The 18088-nt window shown below is 66.9% G+C and carries 15 protein-coding genes; 8 read left to right on the top strand and 7 right to left on the bottom strand.

Translation table 11 applies throughout. From position 1 onward, the window contains the following. Positions 1-2 precede the first annotated feature (2 nt). From CR918_RS07780 to CR918_RS07770, 3 genes are read right to left on the bottom strand one after another with little or no spacing between them, the layout of a single operon-like run. Complete coding sequence (locus CR918_RS07780) at positions 3-395, bottom strand: nuclear transport factor 2 family protein (protein ID WP_099842395.1); 393 nt, start codon at positions 393-395, stop codon at positions 3-5. After that, positions 376-3540, bottom strand: a complete 3165-nt coding sequence (locus tag CR918_RS07775; protein ID WP_099842394.1) for a multidrug efflux RND transporter permease subunit — start codon at positions 3538-3540, stop codon at positions 376-378. Before CR918_RS07775 ends, CR918_RS07780 begins: the two co-directional genes overlap by 20 nt. A gap of 21 nt (positions 3541-3561) precedes the next feature. Next, entirely contained in the window at positions 3562-4710 is a 1149-nt protein-coding gene (locus CR918_RS07770; RefSeq protein WP_099842393.1) for an efflux RND transporter periplasmic adaptor subunit, read from the bottom strand. Positions 4711-4840: 130 nt separating this feature from the next. Here CR918_RS07770 and CR918_RS07765 point away from each other — a divergent pair, with 130 nt between their 5' ends. Together CR918_RS07765 and CR918_RS07760 are read left to right on the top strand one after the other, a co-directional pair. After that, on the top strand, positions 4841-5557 hold the full coding sequence (locus tag CR918_RS07765; protein ID WP_059064093.1) for a response regulator: 717 nt from the start codon (positions 4841-4843) through the stop codon (positions 5555-5557). Next, entirely contained in the window at positions 5557-6624 is a 1068-nt protein-coding gene (locus CR918_RS07760) for an ATP-binding protein (protein ID WP_025874770.1), read from the top strand. Before CR918_RS07765 ends, CR918_RS07760 begins: the two co-directional genes overlap by 1 nt. On the opposite strand, the gene CR918_RS07755 is transcribed toward CR918_RS07760, so the two are convergent. From CR918_RS07755 to CR918_RS07745, 3 genes are all read right to left on the bottom strand, one after another. Then, positions 6602-8434: a DUF7844 domain-containing protein gene (locus tag CR918_RS07755; protein WP_099842392.1), complete on the bottom strand. Its 1833-nt coding sequence runs from the start codon at positions 8432-8434 to the stop codon at positions 6602-6604. The two genes, CR918_RS07760 and CR918_RS07755, sit on opposite strands and share 23 nt — an antisense overlap. A gap of 40 nt (positions 8435-8474) precedes the next feature. Further along, on the bottom strand, positions 8475-8774 hold the full coding sequence (locus CR918_RS07750) for a DUF2388 domain-containing protein (RefSeq protein ID WP_032975508.1): 300 nt from the start codon (positions 8772-8774) through the stop codon (positions 8475-8477). A 62-nt stretch (positions 8775-8836) separates the two neighbouring features. Then, on the bottom strand, positions 8837-10225 hold the full coding sequence (locus CR918_RS07745) for an FAD-binding oxidoreductase (protein WP_025874775.1): 1389 nt from the start codon (positions 10223-10225) through the stop codon (positions 8837-8839). Between the two features lie 169 nt (positions 10226-10394). Between CR918_RS07745 and serA the strand changes: the two genes are divergently transcribed. After that, on the top strand, positions 10395-11636 hold the full coding sequence (gene serA, locus CR918_RS07740; RefSeq protein WP_032975510.1) for a phosphoglycerate dehydrogenase: 1242 nt from the start codon (positions 10395-10397) through the stop codon (positions 11634-11636). A gap of 117 nt (positions 11637-11753) precedes the next feature. Here serA and CR918_RS07735 read toward each other — a convergent pair whose 3' ends face one another. Beyond that, positions 11754-12368: an NUDIX hydrolase gene (locus CR918_RS07735; RefSeq protein WP_099842391.1), complete on the bottom strand. Its 615-nt coding sequence runs from the start codon at positions 12366-12368 to the stop codon at positions 11754-11756. A gap of 132 nt (positions 12369-12500) precedes the next feature. Here CR918_RS07735 and CR918_RS07730 point away from each other — a divergent pair, with 132 nt between their 5' ends. The 5 genes from CR918_RS07730 to mtnC all read left to right on the top strand — a co-directional run bounded on the left by CR918_RS07730 (position 12501) and on the right by mtnC (position 18038). Next, positions 12501-13976, top strand: coding sequence for an amino acid permease (locus tag CR918_RS07730; protein ID WP_025874781.1), 1476 nt, complete (start codon positions 12501-12503; stop codon positions 13974-13976). Positions 13977-14073: 97 nt separating this feature from the next. Continuing rightward, positions 14074-15501 (top strand): amino acid permease, encoded by a 1428-nt coding sequence (locus tag CR918_RS07725; RefSeq protein WP_099842390.1) that lies wholly within the window; start codon positions 14074-14076, stop codon positions 15499-15501. 547 nt (positions 15502-16048) lie between these two features. After that, complete coding sequence (locus CR918_RS07720; RefSeq protein WP_059064090.1) at positions 16049-16690, top strand: methylthioribulose 1-phosphate dehydratase; 642 nt, start codon at positions 16049-16051, stop codon at positions 16688-16690. Positions 16691-16781: 91 nt separating this feature from the next. Next, positions 16782-17339: a 1,2-dihydroxy-3-keto-5-methylthiopentene dioxygenase gene (locus CR918_RS07715; RefSeq protein ID WP_025874787.1), complete on the top strand. Its 558-nt coding sequence runs from the start codon at positions 16782-16784 to the stop codon at positions 17337-17339. 3 nt (positions 17340-17342) lie between these two features. Next, positions 17343-18038, top strand: coding sequence for an acireductone synthase (gene mtnC, locus CR918_RS07710; protein WP_099842389.1), 696 nt, complete (start codon positions 17343-17345; stop codon positions 18036-18038). The last annotated feature ends 50 nt before the right edge of the window (positions 18039-18088 follow it).

The following is an 18088-nucleotide window of genomic DNA, read 5'->3' as shown; positions in this document are numbered from 1 at the left end:
GTTCAGCCTGCCAGCACCGCCATCGACAGCAGCTGCGCGCCGCTGGCACTGGAAGCGCTTGTCCAGACGCGCAACAGGCGCAAGCGCTGCACGTGTTCGCGTCCCCGCCAATGCACATGCAGCTGAACATCGCCGGACAACAACGCCAGCCGACCACACAGCAACGTCTCGACCGCATGCGCCTGCAGCGCATGAATCTGTAGATGCCCTTGCTGCCAGTCCCTCAGCCAGGGCAGGTCGAGCATCCGCCCGCCCTGCCCGTCCATCATGAACAACACCGGTGACAGCAGCGCAGTGGCTGCGCCATGGTCGCCGTCCAGCAGCGCATCGCGCAGCTGCTGCTCCAACACGCGCAGCTGCGCCTCGTACAGGCCCTCAGGGTTCCTGCTTTCCATCCACCTGTTTTCCATCCACGCTCCCTCCCGGCGTCGGCCGGCGTCGGCGCAGGCGCTGCGCAAGCCACTGCTGCGCCCCCTGCACCACCACATAGAACACCGGCACGAAGAACACGGCCAACACGGTCGCACTGACCATGCCGCCGAACACGCCGGTACCGATGGCCTGTTGCGTTTCCTTTGAGGCCCCCTGGGCCAGCATCAGCGGCACCACGCCCAGCGCGAACGCCAGCGAGGTCATCACGATCGGTCGCAACCGCAGGCGTGCTGCTTCGATGGTCGCCTCGACCAGACCGCGTCCCTGCTGCTGCAGTTGGCGGGCGAACTCGACGATCAGGATCGCGTTCTTCGCCGAAAGTCCGATCACCGTGATCATGCCGACCTTGAAGAACACGTCATTGGGCATCCCGCGCAGCAACACCGCAGCAACAGCGCCGAGCAGGCCCAACGGCACCACCAGCATCACCGCCAGCGGGATCGACCAGCTCTCGTACAGTGCCGCCAGCACCAGGAACACCACCAGCATCGACAGCAGCAGCAACCACGGCGCCTGGGCACCCGACTCACGCTCCTGCAGCGACTGGCTGGTCCACTGCAGGGCAAAACCCGCTGGCAGCTGCTCGGCAAGGCGCTCCATCTCGACCATCGCCTGGCCGGTGGACACCCCGCCGGCAGGTGCACCGGACAGATTCAATGCCGGGAACCCCAGGTAACGTTGCAGCTGCAGCGGCGCCTCGGTCCAGTGTGGGGTGACCAGTTCGGACAGCGCCACCATGCCGCTTTCGCTGTTGCGGACATACAGCTTCAGCACGTCCTCCAGCTCCATCCGGTACGGCGCATCGGCCTGCATGATCACCTGCTGCATGCGCCCGCGATTGGGAAAATCGTTGACGTACTGCGAGCCCATTGCCGCCGACAACGTGGCACTGATGTCGGTGAACGCAACGCCCATCGCTTCGGCCTTGGCGCGATCGATGTCCAGCCGTACATTGCTGCCCGCCGGCAGGCCATCGGCATTCACATCGGCCAGCAACGGACTTGCCTCTGCCAGCTTCAACAGCTGCTGCAGGGCAGCGCGCAGCTCCGCCTGGCCCTGTCCGGTACGCGCCTGCAGCGCCAGCGAGAAGCCGGAGGAACGGCCAAGGCTGTCGATGGCCGGCGGCATCACGCTCATCACCTCGCCTTCCGGGACCGTTGCCATGGCCTGCTGCGCCGCCTTCACCTCGTCCGATGCGGTGCTGCCGCCGCGTTCACCCCAGTCCTTCAACATGGTGTAGGTCAGCGCCGCACTTGGGCCGGAACCGGAAAAGCTGTAGCCGAGGATGGCCTGGTTGGACGCGATCGCCGGCCGCGAGGCGACATGCTGTTCGTAGGCTTCGACCACCGCCAGCGTACGCTCGGCGGTTGCTTCGGCCGGCAGCTGGATGGAAGTCATGAAATAGCCCTGGTCCTCTTCCGGCAGGAACGCACCCGGCAACCAATGCAGGCCGATCAGCAGTGCCACCAGCAAGGCAGCGAACAGGCCCATCACCCGGCCACTGCGCCGCAGTACGGCCGCCACGCCCTGCTGGTAACGCCCGGTCATCCGCTCGAAGCCGCGGTTGAACGCACCGAAGACGCCGCCGCGGCCATGGTGACCACGTGTGCCCTGCCGCAGCAGCGTCGCGCAGAGCGCCGGGGTCAGGCTCAGCGCCAGCAGTGCCGAGAATAGGATGGACACCGACATCGCCACGCTGAACTGGCGGTAGATCGCACCAACCGAACCACTGGCCAGCGCCATCGGGATGAACACCGCCGTCAGCACCAGGGTGATGCCGATCACCGCACCGGTCAGCTCACGCATCGCCATGATCGTGGCCTCGCGCGGCGGCAGCCCCTCTTCGGCCATGATCCGCTCCACGCCCTCGACCACCACGATCGCGTCGTCAACAATGATGCCGATCGCCAGCACCATGCCGAACATGGTCAATACGTTGATCGAGAACCCCAGCGCCAGCATCACCGCGAAGGTGCCCAGCAGCGCGATCGGCGCGACCAGGGCGGGGATCAGCGTATAGCGCCAGTTCTGCAGGAACAGGTACATCACTGCAAACACCAGCAGCATCGCCTCGATCAGGGTCTGCAGCACCTTCTGGATCGATACTTTCACGAAGGGCGCGGTATCGAACGGAATGCTGGATTCGACACCCTGCGGCAGCAGCGGCTGCAGGTCGGCCATGCGTTCGCGCACCGCCGTGGCGGTACGCACCGCATTCGCACCGGGGCGCAGCTGCACGCCGGCGGCCGTCGCCGGATAGCCATCTTCGCGCGTACCCCAGGCATAGCTCTGCGCGCCCAGTTCGACCCGGGCAACGTCGCCAAGCAGCACGCGCGAACCATCGGCACCGGCGCGCAGCACGATCGCCGCGAACTGTTCGGGCGTGGACAGCTGGCCTTCGGCACTCAAGGGCACGGTGATGCGCTGGCCAGGAACGCCGGGCGAATCGCCGATGCGGCCCGGCGAGATTTCAAGGTTCTGCTGCTCGATCGCGCTGGCGACATCGCCCATGGTCAGGCCGTAGCCGGTCAGGCGGGTCGGGTCCAGCCAGATCCGCATCGCCTGTTCGGCACCGAACAGCTGCACGCGGCCGACGCCGTCAATGCGCCGCAGCTCCTCGATGATGTTGCGCGCCATGAAATCGCCCAGCGCCGCTTCGCTGACACTGCCATCGGGTGAGCGCAGGCCCACCAGCATCAGGAACCCCGAGTCGGCCGCCTCCACGAACAGGCCGTTCTGGCGCACGCTGCGCGGCAGGCGCGGCTCGATCGCCTTGATCCGGTTCTGCACGTCCACCTGCGCCAGCTCAGGGTCGGTGCCGGGCTTGAAGGTGGCGGTGATCGACGCTTCACCGGAGGTGTCCACCGACGATTCGAAGTACAGCAGGTGTTTGACGCTGGACAGCTCGCGCTCGATCAGGCCGACCACCGCATCATTCAATGTCTGCGGGCTGGCGCCGGGATAGCTGGCATAGATGCTGACGCTGGGCGGTGCGACCGCCGGGTAGCGCTCGACCGCCAGCCGCGGAATGGCCAGCACGCCGGCCAGGATGACGAAGATCGCCAGCACCCAGGCAAATACCGGGCGATCGATGAAGAAACGGGCCATGTCGTGGGTTCCTGGAAGGGCTCAGCCCTGGCGTTCGGATGTCGGCGGTGCGCTGGCACTGGCGACCGGCACCTGCCAGTTGCGCGGATCGACCAGCACGCCTTCCTGCAGGCGCTCCTGGCCTTCCACCACCACCTTCTCGCCGGCCTTCAGGCCGTGCCGCACCAGCCATTGCCGGTTGACGCTGCCGTCCACCTCCAGCGTGCGGATCACCGCCTTGCCATCGGCGGCGATGACCCAGGCATAGGCCTGGCCACCGGCGCTGCGCAGCACTGCCTGCTGCGGCAGCAGCAACGCGCTGGCCGGCGCACCACGCGGCACCCGCGCACGCACGTACATGCCCGGCAACAACTGCCGCTCCGGGTTGTCGACCAGGATGCGCAGGATCACATCGCCGGTGCGAGCATCGACATTGACACCGGAGAACAGCAGCCGGCCGCGCTCGGGCAGCGGCGTACCCGCCGCGCCGATGATCGTCACCGGCAACTCGCCGTCCACCGCGCTGCGCTGCAGGGACTGCAGCTGCGAAGCAGGCTGGCGCACGTCCACGTAGACCTGGTCGATCTGCTGCACCACCGCCATCGGATCGGCATCGGCGACGCCGACCAGCGCGCCTTCGGTCACCAGTGCCTGATCGATGCGGCCATCGATCGGTGCACTGACCGTGGCGTAGCGCAGGTCGAGCTGGCGTCGCGCAAGGATCGCGCGCGCCTCGTTGACCGCTGCCCGGGCCTGCTCATGCTCGGCACTGGCATCGTCGCGGTGCTGCTGGCTGACCGCCTGTGCGGCCGCCAATGCCTGCAGCCGCTGTGACTGCACCCGGCTGCGACCCAGTGCCGCCTCGCTGCGCTGCAGGGCAGCCAGCGCCGAATCGACGTCGGCGCGGAACGCCGCCGGGTCGATCTGGAACAGAGGCTCTCCGGCATGCACCTCCGCGCCCTGCTCGAACATCCGGCGCTGCACGATGCCGCCGACCTGCGCACGGATCTGCGCGGTGCGCACCGCCGCCACCCGACCGGGTAGTTCATCATCGCGCTGCACCACCTGCGGGCCAACGGTGACCACGCTGACACGCGGCACGGCTTCGACGGTGGGTTCGGGGCGGGAGCAGGCCGTCATGGCCAAGGCGAAGGCCGCGACCAGCGCGACCGGAGTCCTGAAGGTTCTCATTGCTGTGCACAGTGCCGCAGACGCGGCTGAGGAATCATGAAGCGCGCAGTGTGCGTGGCGATGATGGGGTTTCGATGGAGGAACTGTGGAGATACGATGGAGGACAAGCACCTTCCGGCCTCGCCTTGCCATGCATGCCTCCCCTGCCCTCGCGGCGCTGGTCCTGATCGTCGAGGACGAAGCCGAGATCGCCGACATCCTTGCTGCCTACCTTGAACGCGAGGGCCTGCGCACCCTGCGTGCGGCCGATGGCCAGATCGCCCTGGACCTGCATCGCAGCATGCGCCCGGACCTTGTGCTGCTGGACGTGCAGCTGCCGCGACTGGATGGCTGGAGCGTGCTGACCCAGCTGCGCCAGCGCGGTGAAACGCCGGTGATCATGCTGACCGCGCTGGACCAGGATCTGGACAAGCTGACCGCATTGCGGATGGGTGCCGATGACTATGTGGTCAAGCCGTTCAACCCGGCAGAAGTGGCGGCGCGCGTGCGTGCAGTACTGCGGCGTACGCTGCGCAGTCCGCGGGCGGATGCCCCCAGCGCCCTGCGCGTGGGCCCGCTGCTGATCGACACCGCCACCCACGCCGTGCATGTGGAAGGCGACGGCTACAGCCACGAACTGCTGCTGACCCTGACCGAGTTCAAGCTGCTGCATTGCATGGCATTGGCCCCGTCACGGATCTTCAGCCGCAGCGAACTGATGCACGAATGCCTGCCGGAAAGCGAAGCACTGGAGCGCACCGTGGACAGCCATGTCAGCAAGCTGCGGCGCAAGCTGGACGAAGTGGGTCTCACCCAGATTCCGGCCAGCGTGCGCGGTGTCGGCTACCGATTGATGGCCGACCGCTGATGCGTCGCTCCGGGCTCAGCCGGCACATCATCGTGTCGATGTCGCTGATGGTCGTCGGCGTCATCGTGATGGTGATCCTCTCGTCGTGGCTGCTGTACGCCGTACTGATCGAGTTCTTCCCGGCCAGCGCCGAAGAGCCGGAAGGTTGGCTGCCAAGCGGACCGGAGCTGGCCTGGATGGTCGGGGTGATCCTGACCGGTCTGGCGCTGGCGATCGCTGCCTCGTTCCGACTGGCCCACCGAATCCTGTCGCCGCTCAATTCACTGGTGGACAGCGTGCGTGCGCTGGCTGGCGGCGATCTCGGGGCGCGCGCCACGGCCGAGGCCAACTCGCCCGGCGAGGTCGCAGCGCTGGTGGACGATTTCAACGCAATGGCACGCCGCCTGCAGCATATGGAAAGCGAACGGGTGATGTGGCACGCGGCCATCGCCCACGAACTGCGCACGCCGGTGACGATCCTGCGCGGCCGCCTGCAGGGCCTGGCCGAAGGCGTGTTCCAGCCCGATGAGTCGCAGTTTCGCAGCCTGCTCGCGCAGGTCGAGGGCCTGTCACGGCTGATCGAGGACCTGCGGGTGTTGAGCCTGGCCGACAACGCCCGCCTCGACGTGCGCCGCGCCCGTACCGATGTGGTGGCCGAGGTGCATTCGGTGATGACCCTGGTGGATCCCGCGTTCCGCAGCGCCGGCTTCGTGCTGGAGCTGGAAACCAGCCGCGAGGAGCACCCCGCCCATTGCGACCCGACGCGGTTGCGGCAGGCGCTGCTGGCCTTGCTGGAAAACGCGCGCCGCTATGCCAACCCGGGCAAGGTACGCATCGCCGTGCATGACACCGTGGCCCATGTGCAGGTGGCGATTGAAGACGAAGGCCCGGGCATCGACCCGGCCCTGCATGCGGACATCTTCAATCCATTCATGCGCGGCGACGGCTCACGATCGCGCCTGGGCGGTGGCAGTGGCCTCGGCCTGGCGGTGGTCAAGGCCATCGCCGATGCGCACGGCGGCCAGGTCTACTGCACCCCGGGCACCAGCGGCGGCAGTCGTTTCATCATCGAGCTGCCGCGCCAGTAGGCGGCACTGCGGCCGCCTGCTCGCGCACGTGCGCACCCAACACAGCGAGATTGCGGTCGATGTCATCCAGCTCGCGCTGCTGTGATGACGGCAACTGCGCGCGCAGCTGCACGCGCAGTGCCTGCCAGGCGGGTACCGCCTGTACGCTGGCAGCGGCCGCTGCCCGTGCCACCTCCGCCTGTTCGTCCGCCTGCGGCAGGCCGTAGCCAGCGTCGGCCAGCAACTGGCCCGGCCGCAACCACTGCCCGCTCTGTTCCAGCAACGCGCGCAGCGAGCGGGTAGCGCTGCTGTCCGGGTTGGCCAGCAACCGTCGCTTCAGTGCATCGCGCGCACGCAACTCCGCGCGCCGCTGCGCCGCCTGTTCCAGCAGCAACAGGCCGGCACTGGCACGTACATCACCACGCAGCAACCACGGTGCGCGCTGTTGCGCCGGTAGCGCCAGCCATGCGCGCACATCGCGCGCCGGCAGCGCCATCTGCGCGGCGGCAACCGCGAACAACTGCTGGTAGTGGTCGCGCGCAGAAGCAAAGTAGTAGCCCTGCGCCTGGGCCTGCGCGGGATCGGCCAGCACCTGCTCATCCAGCGCATGCAGGCGCGCCAACCGTCGCCGCAGCCCGCGCGGGCTCAGCTGTGCCAGCCCGGCTGAGCCCAGGCGCGGAACACCGGCCTGCAGCAGCTTCGCCGTCTCCACCGCGCAGTTGTTGCTGACGAAGTAATAGCGACCGTCATAGCTCCAGTGCACCTGGGCGGTGCGCTCGAGCAGGCTGGCGATCTCGCTGCGGACCAGCTGCAGCGGCAGCGAGGCCAGTCCGCGCAGTTCGACCTTGGTGTATTCGTCCACCACCTGCTGCAGCGGCAGCACGAACAGGCGCGAAGGATAACCACCGGTCAGCCCGCGCCAGTTGGAGATCTGCACATCGCCGACGAAGGCGCGGAAGGACAGCACCCGATGATGCTCCAGGTCCAGCCTGCAGTCCGGGCCCGGTGCGCGCCCAGGACGGCAGATCACCAGCCGCAGCATGCTGTGGCCCCAGCGGCTCATCGGCTGCGCACTGCCTTCGGCGAACAGGTAGTCCACGGCATACACCCGCGCCGGGTCCAGTGCGAGCAGCGATGCAGCGCCCTCTTCCGCATCGGCCTGCAGCAGCGGAACGGTGCCCACACAGTGCGGCGCGGGCAGCGAGGGCGGCGTACCGAAATGCGCCTGGTACCACTGCGCCAAGGCCGGACGGCGGCAGGCGAACTCTGCATCGAGCACGAAGTGTTCGGCGTTCACCGCCAGGTACTCGGCCGGGTCGGTCAGTTCGTAGGCATCGGGACTGCGGTCGCGGAAGGCGTTGTCACCGCGACCCAGATGCCAGGGCTTGCGCTGCCAACCTGCAAGGTCACGCCAACGGGCGCTGCGTGACCAGTGCGCCCCCGTGCGGTCGGCAACATGGGTCAGCTCGTGCACCAGCGCACTGCGCCGTGCGCGTCGGGCACCGGCTACATCGTCGTCCAGCAGATCGCGGCGCAGCGCGATGCCCCCGGCGAAGGCACGGCCATGCACATTGGCGGGCAGGTCGTCACGCCAGCCGACCTGCACCTGCGTGGGCAAGGCACGCAGCAGGCCGTCGGGCAGCAACGACTGCACATCAGCCAGTGTCTGCATTGCGACCTGCTGCTGCGCCGAGCTCAGCCCGGCCGGGTCCAGCTGCAGGCGGTCGGCGGCATGGGCCGTTGGAATGACCAGCCACGCCAACGCAGCGAGCCAGCCCATCCGCTTCCGTCGCGTTGGGCCATGCCCGGCAGCGTTCCACGCAGGTGTCATGAGGTTGCCGGCCAGCGGCCGGCACTACCCGGGCGCTGGATCAACGCGCCAGCAGGGCGCGTGCCAGCTGCAGGTCGCTCTGCTGCTGCGCAGCTGCATCCTGCTCACGCAGGTGCACCAGTGCCGCCTGCAGGCGCGCGCCACGGATCTGGCCATCGCTGGCGACAAACGCAGCCGCATCATCGCGGGCAGCCAGCACCACCTTGTCATCGCCCGAACTGCTGCCCGAGGAACCCGAAGAGGCGCCCGTCGCCGAACCGGCCGAGGTGCCGGCAAAACTCGAAGCGACGCCGGCCAGCGGCAGGGACAACAGGGCAAGCAGCAGGAACGGACGGATCATGGTCAGGGAGTTCATCGATTGGGTGGGTGGAGCGTAACGGCTGGGTGAAGACTTTGCCCGTGTCAAAGGTCGAACAATTTGCCGGGATTCAGCCGCCCTTCGGGATCGAATGCGCGCTTGACCGCCTTCATCAGCGCGATCTCGGCCGGTCCACGGGTGCTGTCCAGGTAGCCCTTCTTGACCAGACCGATGCCGTGCTCGGCCGAAATGCTGCCATTGAAGCGCGCCAGCACCTGCGCCAGCAGCTTGGTGACATGCTCGCACTGGCTTACGAAGTCCGCGTCGCTGGTGCCGTCCGGCTTGAGCACGTTGATGTGCAGGTTGCCGTCGCCGATGTGGCCGAACCAGACCACGTCGAAGTGCGGGTAGGCCTCGCCGATCAGCGCCTGGGTCTCGGCCAGGAACGCCGGCATCGACGAGATCCGCACCGAGACATCGTTCTTGTAGGGCTTGTAGCGCGCCAGCGCCTCGGTGATGCCCTCGCGCAGGCGCCACAGCTGCGCCGCCTGGGCATCGCTGGCACTGATCACGCCGTCGCTGACCCAGCCGTTGCCCATGCAGTCCTCGAAAGCCGCCATCGCCGCCGCTTCCTGCGCCTCGTCACCGGCAGCAAACTCGGTCACCACGTAATACGGATGCACCTCATCGAACGGTGCCTGCGCACCATGGGCCAGAACATGTTCCAGCGCCCGGTCGGTGAAGAATTCAAAGGCCTGCAGCTGCAGCCGCGCACGGAAGGCGGCGAACACCTGCATCAGCACATCGAAGCTGGGCAGCGCCAGCAGCATCACGTTGCTGGCCGGCGGCGGGTCGGTGAGTTTCACCGTGGCCTCGACGATCACGCCCAGCGTGCCCTCCGATCCGATCAGCAGCTGGCGGAAATCGTAGCCGCTGGAGTTCTTGATCAGGCCCTTGTTGAGTTCGAGCAGTTCGCCCGTGGCGGTAACCACTTTCAGTCCGGCGATCCATTCACGGGTATTGCCGTAGCGGATCACCCGGATGCCACCGGCATTGGTGGCGATGTTGCCGCCGATCGAGCACGACCCGCGCGCCGCGAAGTCCACCGGATAGATGAGGCCATGTTCAAGGGCCGCGTTGTGCAGCGCCTCCAGCGGCATGCCGGCCTGCACCACCAGGGTGCGGTCGACCGCATCGTAGTCCAGCGCCTTGTTCATCCGCTCCAGGCTCAGCACCAGCTCGCCATTGGCCGCTACCGCACCGCCGGAAAGGCCGGTGCGACCGCCGGAGGGAACCACCGCCACGCCCTCGGCCGCGGTCCAGCGCATCACCGCCTGCACTTCTTCAACCGTGGCCGGCAACGCGATCGCCAGCGGCGCCGGTGTCCAGCGCCGGGTCCAGTCGCGGCCGTAATGCTCCAGGTCGGCAGGGTCGGTCTTCAGCTTCAGGCCGGGACAGGCCTGCTGCAACGAGGCGATGCGGGAATCGGTCATGACGGTCCAGCGCGGGGCGTGAAGAACGGGCAAGCGTGCCAGTGGCCGGGCCCAGCGTCCAGCCCTGCAGAGCCTTCAATAGCTGCAGTTGCAACCAATTGCGCACTGCACCATGGGCGTTGCGATCTGGCATAGTGGTCAGCCCCTGTCCCACTGGCCGTGCCACCCCATGTCGCCGAAGAAGACCTCGTTCCCGAAGCAGGATATCCGCGTGCTGTTGCTGGAGGGGGTCAGCCAGACCGCCGTGGAGGTGTTCAGCGCCGCCGGCTACAGCCAGATCGAGGCGCACACCAAGGCGCTTCCCGAGGACGAACTGAAGGCGCGCATCGCCGAAGCCCACATCGTCGGCATCCGCTCGCGCACCCAGCTCAGTGCCGAGGTGCTGGCCGAGGCCAAGCGCCTGATCGCGGTCGGCTGTTTCTGCATCGGCACCAACCAGGTCGACCTGGATGCGGCCGAGCTGGCCGGCATTCCGGTATTCAACGCGCCCTACTCCAATACCCGCAGCGTGGCCGAACTGGTGATCGCCGAAGCGATCATGCTGACCCGCGGCATCCCGCAGAAGAACGCCGAATGCCATCGCGGCGGCTGGTCGAAATCGGCCAGCGGCAGCCATGAGGTGCGCGGCAAGGTCCTGGGCATCATCGGCTACGGGCACATCGGCACCCAGGTCGGCGTACTGGCCGAATCGCTGGGCATGCAGGTGATCTTCCACGATGTGGAAACCAAGCTGTCGCTGGGCAATACCCGTGCGGCGGCCAGCCTGGACGACCTGCTGGCGCGTGCTGACATCGTGACCCTGCACGTGCCGGAGACACCGTCCACGCAGTGGATGATCGGCAGCACCGAGCTGGCGAAGATGCGCCGCGGCGCGCACCTGATCAACGCCGCGCGCGGCACCGTGGTCGACATCGATGCGCTGGATGCAGCACTGGCCAGCGGCCACATCGGTGGCGCTGCACTGGATGTGTTCCCGGTCGAGCCGAAGGGCAACGGCGATATCTTCGAATCGCCGCTGACCCGCCACGACAACGTGATCCTGACCCCGCACGTGGGCGGCAGCACGCTGGAAGCGCAGGACAACATCGGCATCGAAGTGGCGGCCAAGCTGGTGCGCTACAGCGACAACGGAAGCACCCTGTCGGCGGTCAACTTCCCGGAAGTGACCCTGCCCGAGCACGCCGACAGCCTGCGCCTGCTGCACATCCACCAGAACGTGCCGGGCGTGTTGTCCAAGGTCAACGAGATCTTCTCGCGGCACAACGTCAACATCGACGGCCAGTTCCTGCGCACCGACCCGAAGGTGGGTTACGTGGTGATCGACATCACCGCCAGCGAGGAGCAGGCCAGCGCGGTGCGTGACGAGCTGGCGGCGATTCCGGGCACCTTGCGCACCCGCATCCTGTATTGAGATGTACGTCGCCGGGCGTGGCCCGGCGGAATGCGTCCGGCATTGCGTCATCCACGCGTGGCGTGGATCTACCAGGGCGATCCCGGAGTAGATCCACGCCGTGCGTGGATGCGTCTTTCAGCGCGCCAGCCAACGGCGCGCCATGCGCTGCATCGATTCGTCCGACTGGGGATCGCTGGCGACCTCGGCCACCGGGCGCCAGGCCAGCTCCAGCGACTCCTCGCTGAGCACGAAATCCTCTCCCCCCAGCGCACGGATCACGAAACGCACGTCGTAGTGCCAGTGCCCCGGAACATCCTTGCGCTCGGGAATCCAGTGCTTGTCGATATCGAAGATGGCCGGATCATCCAGCACCAGGCCGGTCAGGCCCGATTCCTCCTCGGCTTCCTTCAACGCTACCCGGGCCAGATCGCGGTCGCCGTCGGCGTGGCCACCCAGCTGCAGCCAGCGCTGCAGCTTGCGGTGGTGGGTCAGCAGCAACCGCTGGCCATCGGCGCTGACCAGCCAGCAGCTGGCGGTGAAGTGGCCGGCCAGGCGTTCGCGGCGGAATGCATCTTCCGCATCGTCGATCAATGTGCTGAATTCGGCAGCAAGGGCGTCGTGGGCGGGTTCTTTGCGCGCATAGTCATGCAGCAGGCCGCGCAAGCGATCGTCAAGTGCGGCAAGGGATTCGGTGGTTTCGCTCATGAATGCGGGGTGCCTGGAAAAATACCTGCCATTATCGCCGTTCATTGTTGCGTTTGCGCTTGTGCGGTGCCTTCAGCATTGGCTAAGGTACAGCGGGCCGTTCGCACGGCTTTCACGATTCCAGGCCGCCGGCAATGTACTGGCGGCCCTCCCAATCCGATCATCAGGAAGTACTGCATGCTGAAAGCTCTGTTGAGGGTCAAGCCGGTCGAACCGGCCGGGCACGTCGATGCCGGCGAACCCATCGAAGGCAGCCTGGATGGCGAAGCCACGTTGAAACGGACCCTCACGGCGAAACACCTCATCATGCTTGGCATTGGTGCGGTGATCGGCGCAGGCATTTTCGTGCTTACCGGCCAGGCCGCGGCCAACCACGCCGGCCCGGCGGTCATGCTGTCGTTCGTGTTCGCCGGCATCGCCTGCGCGCTGGCCGGCCTGTGCTACGCCGAGTTCGCAGCGATGATGCCGGTCTCCGGCAGCGCCTACTCCTACTCCTACGCCACGCTCGGCGAGGGCATGGCCTGGTTCATCGGCTGGTGCCTGGTGCTGGAGTACCTGTTCGCCTCGGCCTCGGTCGCGGTGGGCTGGTCGGCGTACCTGATCAGCTTCATCACCACCACGCTGCACATGCCGTTCCCGGACGCGCTGAGCGCGGCGCCGATCGCCTGGAACGGGCACGAGTTCGCCGCCTCCGGCAAGCTGTTCAACCTGCCGGCGGTGCTGATCGTGGCGGCGGTGACCGGCCTGCTGTACGTGGGCGTGACCCAGTCCGCGTTCGTCAACGCGATCATCGTGGCCATCAAGGTCTTCGTGATCTGCCTGTTCGTGGGCATCGGCGCGGCCCACGTGGACCCGGCCAACTGGCACCCGTTCATCCCGGAAAACACCGGCGTGTCCGGCGAGTTCGGCTGGAGCGGCGTGTTCCGGGCGGCCACCATCGTGTTCTTCGCCTACATCGGCTTCGATGCGGTCTCCACCGCCGCCGGTGAAACCAAGGACCCGCAGCGCAACATGCCGATCGGCCTGCTCGGCTCGCTGGCGGTGTGCACCATCGTCTACATCATCGTCTGCGCGGTGCTGACCGGCATGCTGCCCTACCACCTGCTGGGCACCGACAAGCCGGTGGCCACCGCGCTGGAAGCCTACCCGAGCCTGTCCTGGCTGAAGACCGCGGTGGAAATCGGCGCGATCGCCGGCCTGTCCTCGGTGGTGCTGGTGATGATGATGGGCCAGACCCGCATCGCCTACACCATCTCGCGCGATGGCCTGCTGCCGAAAGTGTTCGGCAAGGTCCACAAGCGCTTCCGCACGCCGTACTGGGCCACGATCGTGGTCGGCGTCATCGCCGCGTCGCTGGCCGGCCTGGTGCCGCTGAACGTGCTGGGCGAACTGGTTTCCATGGGCACCCTGCTGGCCTTCGCCACGGTCTGCATCGGCGTGCTGATCCTGCGCTACACCCGCCCGGAGCTGCACCGTCCGTTCCGCGTGCCGCTGGTGTGGGTGATCTGCCCGCTGGGCGCGCTGTCGTGCCTGTTCCTGTTCTGGCAGGCGTTCGTGGTGCATTGGCACCTGTTCGTAGGCTGGACCGTGCTGGGCCTGCTGATCTACTTCGGCTACGGCATGCGCCACAGCAAGCTGGCCAAGTCGCCCTGATCCTCCCGACGGGCCGGCCCCTGCGCCGGCCCGTCGATATCCGCAAGCATTTCCGCCCGCGCCCGGTCACCGGGCGCATCGCACAAGACCACCACACATGTTCAAGCAACTGTGGGCCACCAAGCATCCGCATGCCGCCCATGAAGACGCCAACGGCCTGAGCCTGCGTCGCCACCTCGGCCCCTGGGGCCTGACCGCGCTCGGCATCGGCGCCGTGATCGGCGGCGGCATCTTCGTCATCACCGGCCAGGCCGCCGCCAACCACGCCGGCCCGGCCATCATGCTCTCGTTCGTGCTGGCCGCGATCTGCTGCGCCTTCTGCGCCCTGGCCTATGCCGAGTTCGCGGCGATGGTGCCGGTTTCCGGCAGCGCCTACACCTATACCTACGCCACCTTCGGCGAGCTCTCGGCCTGGTTCATCGGCTGGATGCTGGTGCTCGAGTACGGCGTCTCCGCCTCGGCCGTGGCGGTCAGCTGGACCGGGTATTTCCTCAGCCTGCTCAGCCATTTCGACATCCATCTACCGGCGGCGCTGGTCAGCGCCCCCTTGGACGCGCAGCTGCGGCCCACCGGCGCCATCGCCAACATTCCCGCCGCGATCCTGGTGCTGCTGTTGACCTGGCTGTGCTACGTCGGCATCAGCAAATCCTCGGCGATGAACATGGCCATGGTCATCCTCAAGACCGGGCTGATCGTGCTGGTGATCGTGGTCGGCTGGAAGTACGTGGACACCAGCAACTGGACCCCGTTCATCCCGGCCAACGAAGGCCCCGGCAAGTACGGCATGGAAGGCGTGCTGCGCGGCGCGGCGATGGTGTTCTTCGCCTACATCGGCTTCGAAGCGGTATCGGTGGCCGCGCAGGAATCACACAAACCGCAGCGCGACATGCCGATCGGCATGATGCTGTCGCTGGTGATCTGCACGGTGCTGTACATCGCGATGGCCGCGGTCATGACCGGCCTGGTGCCCTACCAGCTGCTGGGCACCGATGAGCCGGTGGTGACCGCCGTGGCCGCGCATCCGCAGCTGGGCTGGTTGCGCGTGGTGGTGGAAGTCGGTGCGTTGATCGGCCTGTCGTCGGTGGTGCTGGTAATGATCATCGGCCAGCCGCGCATCTTCATGATCATGGGGCGCGACGGCCTGTTGCCGCCGGTGTTCACCAAGATCCACCCGAAGTACCGCACGCCACATATCAACACCGTCATCACCGGCATCGGCATCGCCCTGCTGGCGGCGCTGTTCCCGCTGGACATCCTTGGTGAACTGACCTCGATGGGTACCTTGATCGCCTTCGCGGCCGTGTGCGCCGGCGTGCTGATCCTGCGCCGCACACAGCCGGACCTGCCGCGCCCGTTCCGCATTCCGGGTGCATGGCTGGTCTGCAGCCTGGGCGTGATCAGCTGCCTGGCGCTGCTGTCGGCGATGACGCTGCACAACTGGATGCTGATGGGCGTGTGGACGTTTGTCGGCTTCGTGATCTACTTCTTCTACGGCTTCAGGCACAGCCGCCTGCGCGGGAAGTAAGGTTTTCTGCATTGCAGGGCCTGCGGCCCTGCACCCGCCGTTGAAGCCGAAGCAACGGCAACAGCAGGGCTGAGGGTTTGGCGGGGCAGGTTGGGTTCGCGGGGGACGCCGTGAATCCGTCCCTGGAGGCTTGGCCGCGGCATCCATGCCGCGGACACCCCCGCGAACCCAACCCGCCCCACCTCCGACAGCCTCCTGCCCCGTCCGGCAGATCCACGCCATGCGTGGATGAAGCGTTCCGGGAAATGAATGTTCGGGGACGAATCTACTGTAGAGCGGAGCCATGCTCCGCTCCGAGCACGCGCAGCGAAGCGACCCGCTTCTGCCTTTCTTTCTTCAATCCGTGGCTGGCCGCGCGGAACCTGTCCGTGGCCGGTCGGGTGGGCTGCGCAGGGGTGTCCGCGGCATGGATGCCGCGGCCAAGCCCCCATGGACGGGTTTACGGCGTCCCCTGCGCAGCCTACCCGACCGGCCAACCCACGGAATCTGCTTCTGACGCCAGCCACGAGGGGCTCAGCCGTTGGCCGAATCCAGTAAAATCGCCCCCATGAACACCCCCACCTTCCCCTACGACACCGCGCGCCTGAGCGAACTGGCCCAGCTGCTGATCGACAACGTCCGCGAACTGGCCCAGGCCGGCTGGACCCCGGCCACCAGCAGCAACTTTTCCCACCGCCTGGACGACCGCCACGCCGCGATCACCGTCTCCGGCAAGGACAAGGGCCGCCTGATCGAAGACGACATCATGGTCGTGGACTTCGATGGCAAGGCCGTCGGCCGCCCGCTGCGCCCGTCCGCCGAAACCCTGCTGCATACCCAGCTGTATCGCCGCTTCCCGGAGATCGGCTGCGTGCTGCATACGCATTCGCCGGTGCAGACCATCGCCTCGCGCCTGTATGCACCGCAGGGCCATATCCGGGTGGAAGGCTACGAACTGCTGAAAGCCTTCGCGGGCAACAGCACCCACGAGATGGCCATCGACATCCCGGTGTTTGCCAACACCCAGGACATGGACGTGCTGTCGGCCCAGGTCGACGCCCTGCTCGACACGCAGACCCTATGGGGCTACCTGATCGACGGCCACGGCCTGTATGCCTGGGGCCGCGACATGGCCGAAGCACGGCGGCACATGGAAGCGTTCGAATTCCTGCTGCACTGCGAGCTGGAGCTGCGCAAGCTGCGCCGCTGAAGTTTCCGGCACGGCCAGATGCCGTTCTGGAATCAGGCCGTCAATGCCACCCTGCTACCCTGTCCTTCCCCGAGACGTTCAAGCTGCCGCCATGAGCCGACTGCGCATCTACGACGATACCCATCCCGAATCGCCGCTGCTGGACACCCAGGACGGCGCGATCATCGCTGCCGAACTGCAGAAGATCGGCGTCACCTTTGAGCGCTGGCAGGCCACCGCGCCGGTCGCCCCGGGCGCAAGCCAGGACGAAGTGTTCGCCGCCTACCGCGCCGACATCGACCGCCTGGTTGCCGAACGCGGCTTCAAGAGCGTGGACGTGGCCTCGATCGCCCCGGACAACCCGAACCGCGCCGAGCTGAGGAAGAAATTCCTCGACGAACACTTCCACAAGGAAGACGAAGTACGCTTCTTCGTCGCCGGCTCGGGCCTGTTCACCCTGCACGTGGGCGACAAGGTCTATGAGATCGAGTGCGTGAAGGATGACCTGATCGCCGTGCCCGACGGCACCACCCACTGGTTCGACATGGGTGATGAGCCCAGCTTCGTGGCGATCCGCTTCTTCACCGAACCGGATGGCTGGGTCGGTCACTTCACTGGCACTGACATCGCGCAGAAATTCCCCCGTTACATTCCGACCCAGGCGTCCTGATCAATGCAGCCCCGCGTCATCCTGACCGACATCGAAGGCACCACCAGCAGCATCTCGTTCGTCAAGAACGTGCTGTTCCCGTACGCACGCCAGGCGCTGCCCGGCTTCGTCGCCGACCATGGCCAGCAACCGGAGGTGCGTCGCTGGCTGGATGCAGTCGCCACCGAGATCGGCGGCGCCTGCCAGGACAGCCTGGTGGCCGAGACGCTGCAGGGCTGGATCGACCAGGACCGCAAGCACACCGCACTGAAGGCCCTGCAGGGGCTGATCTGGGACGCAGGCTACCGTCGTGGCGACTACACCGCGCACTTCTACCCGGAGGTAGCGCCGGTATTGAAGGGGTGGCACGCCTCGGGCCTGCCGCTGTATGTGTACTCCTCCGGATCGGTGCCGGCGCAGAAGCTGTTCTTCGGCTTCAGCGACGCCGGTGACCTGAGTCCGCTGGTGTCGGGCTGGTTCGATACCGAAGTCGGTGGCAAGCGCGAGGCTGACAGCTACCGCCACATCGTGCAGGCCATCGGCGTTCCCGCTGGCGAGATCCTGTTCCTGTCCGACGTGGTCGAGGAACTGGACGCCGCCCGCGAAGCCGGCCTGCAGACACGCCTGATCGATCGCCTGGACGACTACCCGATGCCGCGCATCGGCGACGCCGCCAACGGCCATGATCGCGTCGAGAACTTCCAGCAGATCCAGTTCTAACAGCTATCCTCTGCGCTCGCCGGGCATGGCCCGGCGCTACCGGGGTACGC

Origin of the sequence: Stenotrophomonas indicatrix, from assembly GCF_002750975.1 — a bacterium.
GTDB lineage: Bacteria > Pseudomonadota > Gammaproteobacteria > Xanthomonadales > Xanthomonadaceae > Stenotrophomonas > Stenotrophomonas indicatrix.
Note: the sequence above shows the minus strand (reverse complement) of the source record. Positions and strands in the feature narration are given on the sequence as shown.